This is a genomic window from Egicoccus sp. AB-alg6-2 (genome assembly GCF_041821025.1).
Lineage (GTDB): Bacteria > Actinomycetota > Nitriliruptoria > Nitriliruptorales > Nitriliruptoraceae > Egicoccus.
Genome location: NZ_JBGUAY010000002.1, coordinates 488,070 through 498,442 on the forward strand (window position 1 = coordinate 488,070; position 10,373 = coordinate 498,442).

At 71.1% G+C, this 10,373-nt stretch carries 9 protein-coding genes and 2 tRNA genes; 4 read left to right on the plus strand and 7 right to left on the minus strand.

All coding sequences use genetic code 11. The annotated features are described in order from the left end of the window. Positions 1–4 precede the first annotated feature (4 nt). The 7 genes from ACERMF_RS04830 to ACERMF_RS04860 all read right to left on the minus strand — a co-directional run bounded on the left by ACERMF_RS04830 (position 5) and on the right by ACERMF_RS04860 (position 5,459). Positions 5–79, minus strand: a tRNA-His gene (locus ACERMF_RS04830). 58 nt (positions 80–137) lie between these two features. Beyond that, on the minus strand, positions 138–1,283 hold the full coding sequence (locus ACERMF_RS04835; protein WP_373667889.1) for a response regulator: 1,146 nt from the start codon (positions 1,281–1,283) through the stop codon (positions 138–140). A gap of 62 nt (positions 1,284–1,345) precedes the next feature. After that, a complete protein-coding gene (locus ACERMF_RS04840; RefSeq protein WP_373667890.1) occupies positions 1,346–1,522 on the minus strand; it encodes a hypothetical protein in 177 nt (58 codons plus the stop codon). Between the two features lie 29 nt (positions 1,523–1,551). Next, the gene (locus ACERMF_RS04845; RefSeq protein ID WP_373667891.1) at positions 1,552–2,778 is read right to left on the minus strand and encodes a DUF2254 family protein; all 1,227 of its coding nucleotides are present in this window, start codon (positions 2,776–2,778) and stop codon (positions 1,552–1,554) included. Between the two features lie 111 nt (positions 2,779–2,889). Beyond that, positions 2,890–2,963, minus strand: a tRNA-Arg gene (locus tag ACERMF_RS04850). A 67-nt stretch (positions 2,964–3,030) separates the two neighbouring features. Continuing rightward, the gene (locus tag ACERMF_RS04855) at positions 3,031–5,025 is read right to left on the minus strand and encodes a transglycosylase domain-containing protein (protein WP_373667892.1); all 1,995 of its coding nucleotides are present in this window, start codon (positions 5,023–5,025) and stop codon (positions 3,031–3,033) included. 65 nt (positions 5,026–5,090) lie between these two features. Continuing rightward, positions 5,091–5,459 carry a cytochrome c gene (locus ACERMF_RS04860; RefSeq protein WP_373667893.1) on the minus strand — a complete coding sequence of 123 codons (369 nt, stop codon included), beginning with the start codon at positions 5,457–5,459 and terminating at the stop codon, positions 5,091–5,093. A gap of 148 nt (positions 5,460–5,607) precedes the next feature. Here ACERMF_RS04860 and ACERMF_RS04865 point away from each other — a divergent pair, with 148 nt between their 5' ends. The 4 genes from ACERMF_RS04865 to ACERMF_RS04880 all read left to right on the plus strand — a co-directional run. Next, positions 5,608–6,369, plus strand: coding sequence for an FkbM family methyltransferase (locus ACERMF_RS04865; RefSeq protein WP_373667894.1), 762 nt, complete (start codon positions 5,608–5,610; stop codon positions 6,367–6,369). Between the two features lie 72 nt (positions 6,370–6,441). Next, positions 6,442–8,850 carry a chemotaxis protein CheA gene (locus tag ACERMF_RS04870; protein WP_373667895.1) on the plus strand — a complete coding sequence of 803 codons (2,409 nt, stop codon included), beginning with the start codon at positions 6,442–6,444 and terminating at the stop codon, positions 8,848–8,850. A 5-nt stretch (positions 8,851–8,855) separates the two neighbouring features. Then, the gene (locus ACERMF_RS04875) at positions 8,856–9,290 is read left to right on the plus strand and encodes a chemotaxis protein CheW (protein WP_373667896.1); all 435 of its coding nucleotides are present in this window, start codon (positions 8,856–8,858) and stop codon (positions 9,288–9,290) included. A 181-nt stretch (positions 9,291–9,471) separates the two neighbouring features. Continuing rightward, the coding region (locus ACERMF_RS04880; RefSeq protein ID WP_373667897.1) for an MCP four helix bundle domain-containing protein at positions 9,472–10,373 on the plus strand (902 nt) is incomplete at its 3' end.

Sequence of the window (10,373 nt, forward strand, 5' to 3'; positions counted from 1 at the left end):
GCAGGGTGGATGAGGGGACTTGAACCCCCGGCCTCTTGGATCACAACCAAGCGCTCTAACCAAGCTGAGCTACACCCACCAAGGCGTACCGGTCGCCCGGCACGATCGCGGAGAGTACGGCACCGCCACGGGGGCGGTCAAAGCGCACGCTGCCCGGTCGTCGTGGCGCCCCGCCCACCGGTGGCAACGTCCTCCACCAACGCGTAGAGGGCCGCGAGCTCAAACGGTTTACCCAGGACCGGGCGCCCGTCGAGCTGACCGCCAGGTGCCGCGTCACCGGTGAGATACACCACCTGGCCCGCTGCCTCGGGCCAGCGCCGCGCGAGCCGTGCGGCGATGTCGGTGCCGAGCTCGTCACCGACGTGGAGGTCCAGCAGCACGACGTCGGCGGCTCCGGCCTCCAGCGCCGCTTCGGCGGCCGCGCCGTCCGCGACCGCCGTCACGGTCCAGCCCGCTCGCCCGAGGACGCTGATCAGGAGCTGTCGTGCCGACGCGTCGTCGTCGACCACCACGGCGCGCCACGAACGGGACACCGCGTCCGTCGCCGGGTCACCTTGGACTGCGGCAGCGTCGGTGGCGCCATCCGCCGCCGCGCGCAGGCGCACCGTCACGACGTTGCCCGCGTCCAACCCCGGGGTCAAGGTGAGCCCGGCGCCATGACCCGACAGGTGCACGCGCGCTGCCGCGACGTCCACTCCGACCCCGCGCCCGAGCGGCAGTTCCCCCAGGAACGGCAGGAACGGGCGCTGGCTGATCCGGTCGGGGACGGGGTCACCGTCGTCGGTGATCGTGATCACCACCTCGTCGGTCCGGCGGTGCACCTCCACCACGACGGGCCGGCCGCGCCCAGGGGTTCCGTGGGCATCCTCGATGAGGGCGAAGATCGCGCGTGGCAGCAACTCGGGATCGGCGTGGACCCTGGCGTCGCCCATGGCGGCGGTCACCTCCACCTCGAGATCCTGCGCACGGCACCAGGCACGAATCCGTTCGACGACCGCCGTGAGTTCCGTCGGCTGCACCGACGCTTCGGACGGCGCGTAGCGGCCCGAGGCGTCCGCGGCGAGCCGGCTGGCGCGCATGACCTCCCGCTCGACGATGTCGAGCAGCTCGTGACGCTGTTCGTCGTCGTCCACCGACCGCAGCGCGGCCGCTGCCATCGCGACCGTCGCGAGCGGGTTGTTGAGGTCGTGCACGACGCCGCGCAGCACCGCGTGGACCATCGCGTGGCGGAACCGCACCTCGGCGTCCGTGGTCGGTCGGTCCCCAGGCGTCGACGTGCTCACGCGCCCCGCTCCCTCGTCGTCCCCGGGGGCAAGGCTACTGGGCGCGGGGCTTCACGAGCGGGTCAGAGGTCGGCCTCGTCCGGATCCACCCCGGGCGCCGTCTCGTCGGCACGGAAGTTGTCCCGGCCCGTGACGTCGTCCTCGCTGGCTCCCGCACGACGCTCGCGCAGTTCTGCCTGCTCGTCGGGGTGGTCGGCCTGGCCCTGGTGGGTGTCGTCGTCGATGGGTTGGTCGGACATTCCCCGCTCCCGGTTCGTGTGCCGTCACGCTACGAGCCAGCCCGTCGGCCCGGACGCACCGCCCCTGTCGTCGAGCCACCGGCCGAGAGCTCCTCTCGCAGCCGGTCCAACGTCGCCCAGGCGTCGTCGTCGCCGACCTCGTCGGCCGTGCCCTGCAACGCCTCCACCGTCGCTTGCACCTGGCGGCACATCGAGGCGTCGGGGACGGCGGTGTGCAGCCGCTCGAAGACCGCCGTGAGGTGGTCGGCGGGGCTCCACGCCGCGCCGGAGACGACCGCCCGATCGTCCTCGCCCCGGCGGCATCCCGTGGCCGTGCCGCGGCGGATCAGAACGTGCAACACGCCGCGCAGGTGCACCAGGGCCTCGTAGGCCGTCGAGGTGTCCGACGAGTGGGGCGCCATCGCGTGCTCGGCGATGTCCACCAACTGCTGGACCGCGTAGGCGAGGTCCAGGCGGGTCGAGCGGGTGCGCGTGACCGTGAACGCCGCACGGAGCCGCGCCTGCGTGTCCTCGTCGACGTCGACCGACAGGGTGGCGACGCGCTCGCCCTCGGCCACGAAGTCGCCGACGTCGAGCCCGAGTTCCAGGGTGGCGCCCGCGGGGAGGGCGTCGAGCAGGCCGTCGAAGTCGATCCCCTGGATCCAACCCAGCGTGCGGCTGCGGATGACGGTGCCCGTGGGGCGCCCGGCCGGGACCGGGAGCGCGTCGTTCGGCCACGGCTCCTCCGCGAGGAGGTCCAGGACCTGATCGGCGAGCGTCCTGACCACGCTCGGCATCGACAGCGACGACACGGCGTTGCGCATCGCCAGCAGCACGCCGATCAGCGCTGCGATGACGGCCGCGAACCCCACCGACGCGCTCAGCAGCGGGATCGCCTCGGCGTCGGCCGGCAGCAGGACCATGACGCTGGCCAGATAGCTGAACATGCTCACCATGACGCCGAGGACGCGCCGCTGGAACCGGTCGTCGAGGTAGGCGACGAGGATGCGCGACGAGACCTGCCCGGACGCGAGCCCGACCACCACGGTGCGCATCCACAGGGCGAACACCGCGATGGTGAGAACGCCACCGAGGCACGCGCCCAGCAACGCCTGGGCCATCGACGAATCGACCGGGATCCCGATGCGGAGCAGCCGGTCGAGCTGCCACACCGCGAGGGCGACCGCGATGCCGGCCGCGACCCCGATCGCGCCACGGAGGGCGAGGCCGGCCGCGAACGTGCGCAGGCGGGTTTCGTCGTGCATGGAACGCGGCACGAAACTTTCCTGACGATCGCCGGCACGAACCCCACCAGCCTGGTCGCACGCCGCCCGGCTGGCGCGGCCGCGGTGCCATCGCACGGACAGGTGACGGCCGCACGCCGTGAGCGCGCCCGGCAGGATTCGAACCTGCGACCGTCGGATTAGAAGTCCGGTGCTCTATCCAGCTGAGCTACGGGCGCGTGCCGCGGGATGGTAACGGCGGCACCCCCCGTGCCGGCTCCAAGCGCCCGCGGCCGGGCATCAGGCTCAGTCGTCGAGACCGGCCATGTACTCGGCCCAGATGCTGGCCGGCAGCGACCCGCCGGTCACGCTCTCGAAATAGCGGCCACCGATCGTGACGTCGCGCAGGGGAGCAGGACGTTCGTGGCCGATCCACGAGGCCGTGGAGTACGCCCCGGCGAAGCCGACGAACCAGGCGTCGGCGAAGTCCTGGGTCGTGCCCGTCTTCCCGAAGGCGTCCGGCACCGCCTGCCCGACGACGGGCGCGGTGCCGTCGCTGGCCACCGGCTGGTACAGCAGGCTGCGCATCAGTCCCGCGGTCTCCTCCGAGACGACCTGCTCGCAGACGGGCTCGTGCTCGTAGATGACCTCGCCCCAGCGGTCCTCGACCCGCTCGATCAGGTACGGCTCACAGCGCACGCCCGCGTTGGCCCACGTGCCGTACGCCACCGCCATCTCGAGGGGGAAGATCTCGGGGGTACCCAGCGCGATCGAGCACATCCGCTCCCCGAAGTCCTCGATGTTCGAGGACTCGGTGATGCCGTGCGCCTGCGCGAGGGCAACGATGCGCTCGATACCGACGTCACGGGCGAGCTTGACGAAGTACACGTTGTTGGAGGCGCGCATCGCCTCGGGCAGTTCGATCTCGCCACCGTCTTCGCCGCCGTAGTTCTGCGGCTCGTAGTCGTCCTCGTCGGAGAACCCGCATCCCTCGATCGGTTCACCCGACGGCGTGTCGTACTCGTGGTCGAGCGTCACGCCGTCCTCGATGGCCGCCGCGGCGACGAAGGGCTTGAACGCCGAGCCTGCCTGACGCCCCGAGCCGCCCGCGTTGGGCAGTGCCGGGTTGACCTGCGTGGCCAGGCACGGCTCGTCCTCGTCGAGGTCGGGCGGGCAGGCCCCGAACTGTCGCGGTCCCAGAGCGACGGCACGCAAGGCACCGGTGGCGTGCTCGACCGTGATCAGCGCGCCCATCGGGTCGTGTTCTGGATCGTCGAGGTGGTTGGCCAGCGTCTCGTTAGCACGGGCGTGGACGGCCGGATCGAGGGTGGTGAAGATGCGCAGTCCGCCCTCGAAGACGGCGTCGATCCGCTCGGCCCGGGTTTCGCCGACAGCTTCGCGCAGCCCGGGCTGCATCGCCATGTTCTCGTCGTAGATCAGCCGCTTGACGTAGTCGATCCAGAACGGTTCGGCGGCGACCTCCTCGCGCAGGTCGAGTTCGAGCGGCTCGTTCCTGGCGGCGTCGAGGTCCTCGGCGTCGATGGCCCCCTCGGCCAGCATCCGGCTCAGGACCACGTCGCGGCGACGTTCGGCGGCCTCGGGATCGCTCACCGGGTTGGTGGTCGAGGGCGCCTGGATCGTGCCGGCCAGCGTGGCGGCCTCCGCGAGGGTCAGCTCCTCGATCGGCTTGCTGAAGTAGTGCTCGGCCGCGGTCCCGAACCCGTACACCCCGTCGCCGAGGTAGACGGCGTTGAGGTAGCGCTCGAGGATCTCGTCCTTGCTCAGGCGCTGCTCGAGTTCCACCGCCCACACGACCTCGTGCATCTTGCGGTCGAGGGTCTGCTCGGGGTCCAGCAACGTCATCTTGACGTACTGCTGGGTGATGGTGGAGGCGCCCTCCTCGATGCCGCCGGCCGTCGCGTTGCGCGCCGCGGCACGCAGGACCGACTGGTGGTTGACGCCGTTGTGCTCGTAGAACTCGTCGTCCTCGATGGCCAGCACGGCGTCGACGAGCACCTGGGGAACCTGGTCGAGCGTGACCGGTTCGCGCCGCTCGACGCCCGACAACTCCGCGATCCGTTCCCCACTGGACTCGTGGACCGTGGAGATCTCCGCCGCGATCGGCAGGTTCTCCGGCAGCGGAGGTCGGTCGATCACCTGCGTCCGCGTCGCGTCGACCGTGTCGGCGGCCGCGACCACGAACGGCACGATCGGCGCCAGGACCAGCAGGCCCAGGGCCACGACGATCACCAGCACCCCGGTGAGGCTGCGCAGCCCGCGACTGATCGAGTTGAACGACATGGCCACAGCATGGCGTGTCCAGGATCGACACCCCGCCGACGTCCCCGACCGGATGGTCGGGAAGATCAGTCGATCCCGGCCTCGCGCTGGCGTTCGCGGACCCACGCGACGATGTCGTCGACCTGCGCGGTGTCGAGTCCGCCGATCGGGGGCATGTCCCCGAAGTCCCAGTGGTGGGCCGCCACGCCCTGCTCGACCGCCCGGTGGAACGACGCGTCGGAATGATGGCCGGGTTCGTACACCTCGTGGACGAGCGGGGGCCCGTTGTTGGTGCCCTGCCCCTGCGGCCCGTGGCAGAGGGCGCAGTTGGCCTGGAAGAGCTCCTCGCCGCGTTCGACGTCCGCGGCCGTCTCGCCATCGAGGGTGGCCGCGCCGCCACACGCCACGAGCGAGGCGGCGATCACCGTCAACAGGGTCGTCCGACGTCGGTGCACGACAACCTTTCAAAAACGATGGCGACGGCCGGCACGGTAGGCGAAGCCGCGGCCGCCGCGCCGCGCTGCACGGACCGACGGTCGGACAGCCCACGCCGGAGGACAACGCGTAGAGTCCCGCCGCCGACGAGACGGACAAGGAACCTCCGTGGCTGCACGCCGCGCCGGGCACGACGACGGCCGCCCCGACTTCCTGGAACGCGTCGTCGACCGGATCCCGTTCCTGGAGAAGGAACTGTTCCTGCTGCGGCGTCTGGTGCGGCCGGGCGACGTCTGCATCGACGTCGGCGCTGCGGGCGGTGCCCACCTCCTCGTCATGGCCAGGGCCGCGGGACCCACCGGTCGGGTGCTCGGCTTCGAGCCGCGCCCCGGATCGCTCGCCGTCCTGCGCCGGCTGGTCCGCCTGGCACGTCTCGCCGACCGCGTGGAGTTGCACCAGGTCGCGCTCGCCGACGAGGCGGGCACCCTGCCCCTGCGGATCCCGGTGGTACCGACGCGGGCGCACTTCCACGGCTCGGCGGCCGACCGCAGGTCCACCGCCGCGTTCTCACGCCTGCCCCACCGCGAGATCGAGGTTCCGACGGCTCGCCTCGACGACGTCGTCGAAACGGCCGGCCTCGCCCGGGTCGACCTGATCAAGTGCGACGTCGAGGGAGCGGAACTGCGCGTGCTGGCCGGCGCCGGACACGTCCTCGACACGCACCGCCCCCTGGTGATCCTCGAGGCCGACGACCTGCACCAGGCGCGCGAGGACGCCACGGGCGCCGACGTGCTGGCCGCCGTCGTCACCCACGGCTACCGGGTCTACCGCTACCGGCGGGGCCGGCTCGAAGCGGTGTCCGGGCCGGTCGAGGGCGAGGACGACTACCTGTTCGTGCCACAGGAGCGCGACGCCCCGCCGATTGCTTGACCACGGCCCGTCGCCGCCGATGGGGGCGCAGGAGGTCGCCGGCGTGGCGGCCGCAGCGCTGAGGCCGTGCCCGTGAGCGAGATCGACGAGATCGTCGGGGAGTTCCTCGTCGAGAGCTACGAGAACCTCGACCGCTACGACGAGGACCTGCTCGCCCTCGAGCGGGACCCGACGGACGCCGACGTGCTCGGCAGCATCTTCCGCACCATCCACACGATCAAGGGCACCTGCGGCTTCTTCGGCTTCAGCCGGCTCGAGTCCGTGTCCCACGTCGCCGAGAACCTGCTCGGCAAGCTGCGTGACGGTGAACTGGTCGTGACCGGCGAGATCGCCAGCGCACTGCTCACCACCGGTGACGCCCTGCGCGGCATGCTCGCCGACATCGAGGCGACCGGCGAGGAGGGCGCGAGCGAGCACGCCGACCTCGTCGCCGAGCTCGAACGGCTCCACGCCGGGGGCGCCGCGACGTTCGCGGCGGTCGGCGACGACACCGCGGTCGACGCGGCTGCGGACGGCGGCGACACCGAGGTCGCGGCTGCCGGCGTCGACGAGGACGCCGCCCCCGACGCCGCCGAGGAACCGCCGACGCCGCGCCTGGGGGACCTGCTCATCGAGCAGGGGCTCGCCACCGCCGAGGACGTCGCGCTCGCCCTCCACGCGCAGGAGCTGGGCGACAAGCGGCCCCTGGGCGAGATCCTGATGGAACAGGCGAAGGTTCCCGTCGAGGAGGTCGACCAGACCCTGGCGACGCAGGCGAGCGCCCGTGGGCTGGCAGAGAGCTCGATCCGGGTCGACGTCGGCCTGCTCGACGAGCTGATGAACCTGGTCGGGGAGCTGGTGCTCGCCCGCAACCAGATCGTGCAGCTGGTCACCGAGGAGCAGGACAGCTCCTTCGCCAACGCCTCCCAGCGGCTGAACCTGATCACGACCGAGCTGCAGGAAGGCGTCATGAAGACGCGCATGCAGCCCATCGGCAACGTCTGGAACAAGCTGCCCCGCGTCGTGCGTGACCTGGCGCTGTCCTGTGGCAAGCAGGTCGACCTGGTGATGGAGGGCCAGGACACCGAGCTCGACAAGACCATCATCGAGGCCATCAAGGACCCGCTCACCCACCTGGTCCGCAACGCCGTCGACCACGGCATCGAGTCGGTCGAACGTCGCGTCGCCGTCGGCAAGTCCAGGACCGGCCGGCTCGTCCTGCGCGCCTACCACGAGGGCGGCCAGGTCAACATCGAGATCGCCGACGACGGGGCCGGCATCGACGCCACCAAGCTGAAGGCGAAGGCGCTCGAGAAGGGGCTCATCACCGCCCAGCAGGCCGGATCGATGCGCGAGCGTGAGGCCCTGCAGCTGATCTTCGGCGCCGGGTTCTCCACCGCGGCGCAGGTCACCAACGTCTCGGGCCGCGGGGTCGGCATGGACGTCGTGCGTACCAACATCGAGCGCATCGGGGGCACGGTCGACGTGCACACCGAGCTCGGTGGGGGCACCACGTTCAAGGTCAAGATCCCCCTGACGCTGGCGATCATCCCCGCACTGGTCGTCACCTCGCAGGGTGACCGTTTCGCGATCCCGCAGCTGAACCTGCTCGAGCTGCTGCGGCTGGAGGGTGAGCAGGCGCGCAGCGGCATCGAGCTGTTGCACGGTGCACCGGTCTACCGCCTGCGCGGCCGGCTGCTGCCGATCGTGCGGCTCGACGACCAGCTCGGCCAACCCCGTCTCGTGACCGCCGAGCCGGCGGACGGCGACCGGGAGGTCATCAACATCGTCGTCCTGCAGGCCGACGGTCACCAGTTCGGGTTGGTCGTCGACGACATCACCGACACCCAGGAGATCGTGGTCAAGCCACTCGGTGGCCACCTCAAGGACGCCACCCTGTTCGCCGGTGCGACCATCATGGGCGACGGCCGGATCGCGCTGATCCTCGACGTCCTCGGCATCGCCCAGCGGGCCCGGGTGGTCTCCGAGGCACGTGAGCGTTCGGCGGCGATCACCGAACTCGACGACGTGGTCGCCACGGGCACGGCGACCCAGACGCTGCTGCTGGTCGGTGTCGGCGAGCGGCGCGCCGCCGTGGCGCTCTCCGAGGTGTCGCGCCTGGAGACCTTCGACGCCAGCACCCTGGAGTGGGCGGGCGGCCGCGAGGTCGTGCAGTACCGCGACGAGATCCTGCCGCTGGTCCGCCTCGGCGCGGCGATCGGGGTGCATGGGACCAACGCGTCCGAGGGCCCCCTCGAGGTCGTGGTGCACCAGGTCGCCGGACGCGCGGTCGGCATCGTCGTCGACGCGATCCTCGACATCGTCGAACAGCACCTCGACCTCGACGACGGCGACGGACGACCGGGCCTGCTCGGTTCGGCGGTGATCCAGGAACGCGTCACCGACGTGCTCGACGTCGCCGCCATCGTGGCGACGGTCGATCCCGGTCGGTTCGCGCACGACCCCAACCGCTTCGCGTCCGACGCGTACCTCGGAGCCTGACCGCCATGACCGACAACGAGTACTGCACCTTCCGGCTCGACGAGCTGACCTTCGGCATCGAGGTGCACCAGGTCCAGGAGGTCATCCGCCCGCAGGTCCTCACCCCCGTGCCACGCGCCAACGGCGTGGTCGAGGGACTGATCAACCTGCGCGGGCAGATCGTGACGGCGATCGACCTCCGCCGACGGCTGGAGCTCCAGGACCGCCCCGAGGGGCGCGAGGCCATGAACGTCGTCGTCCGTACCGCCGAGGGCGAGGTCAGCTTCCTCGTCGACGAGATCGGCGACGTGGTCCAGGTCGACGATGCGAGCTTCGAGACCCCGCCCGACACCGTCCAGGGCGTCGCGCGCGAGTTGATCACCGGCGCCTACAAGCTCGAGGACCGGCTGCTGCTCATCCTCGACGTGCCACGCACGGTGCAGCTGCCCGCGCCCGCCTGACGGACACGTCGTCGTCGAGAGGGTCCGTGCGCGGGCCCTCTCGGCATGTCGGGGTTGCGCTCCGCCGTGAATTTCCTGAGCCGAACGAGAAACCGCGAAACCTCGCGCAGGGGCGGTCGACAGATCCTGAAGGACAGTTGAACCGCTCCGTCCGGGGCGGCTGTTCCCCGAGGTGACCGTCATGTTGTCCAAGCTCTCGCTCAACCGCAAGCTGTTGTCGGCCTTCGCCATCGTGCTGGTCGCCTTCGGGGCCCTGTCCGCGTTCCTGATCGTCAGCACGGCCCGGGTCGACGCCGCCTACGAGCGCGTCCTCGCCGAGAACGCCGCGGCGGTGGCGCACGCCCGCACCATCGACGGCTCGGTCTGGTCCATGGCCAGCCTCGTACGCCAGCACACGGTGGCCACCAGCGAGACGGAGATGGCCGAGGTCGAGGCGGCGTTCGCGGAGAACGCCGAGATCGTGGTCACCGAGCTCGCGGCACTGCGCGCGGCGAGCGATCCCGCCGAGGAGCGGTGGCTGGCCGACGTGGACGACGGCTTCGCGGAGCTGTCCGACGTCTGGACCCAGGTGTTGGAGCTGTCGGCGGCCAACGACGACGTCGCCGCGCTCACGCGCATCGAGGACGCCGAACCGCTCCTCGAGCGCATCGTCGCGAGCCTCGACGCCGACATCGACTACAACGAGGAGAAGCTCGCGGCGGGCAGCGCGGCCGCCACGGCCACCTACACCAACTCGCGCAACGTCTCGATCGCGCTCGTCCTGGTGCTCGCGGTCGGCGTCTTCGTCTTCGCCTGGTGGCTGGCGCGCAGCGTCTCCCGCCAGGTCGGCGACGGCGCCACCCGGCTCAACGTCGCCTCCGACGACCTGGCGGCGGTGTCGGCGCAGGTGTCGGCGGCGAGTGAGGAGACGGCGACGCAGGCGAATGTGGTGGCGGCTGCTGGTGAGCAGGTGAGTCACAACGTGCAGACGGTGGCGACGGCGGTGGAGGAGATGTCGGCGAGTGTGCGTGAGATCGCGACGTCGTCGGCGGATGCGTCCAAGGTTGCGGCGGATGCGGTGCGGCATGCGGAGTTGTCGAATGC

Bases quoted from the DNA above. Each gene is read 5' to 3' on its own strand.
- ACERMF_RS04840 (WP_373667890.1), bottom strand. From the start codon at position 1,522: ATGTCCGACCAACCCATCGACGACGACACCCACCAGGGCCAGGCCGAC.
- ACERMF_RS04855 (WP_373667892.1), bottom strand. From the start codon at position 5,025: ATGTCGTTCAACTCGATCAGTCGCGGGCTGCGCAGCCTCACCGGGGTG.
- ACERMF_RS04875 (WP_373667896.1), top strand. From the start codon at position 8,856: ATGACCGACAACGAGTACTGCACCTTCCGGCTCGACGAGCTGACCTTC.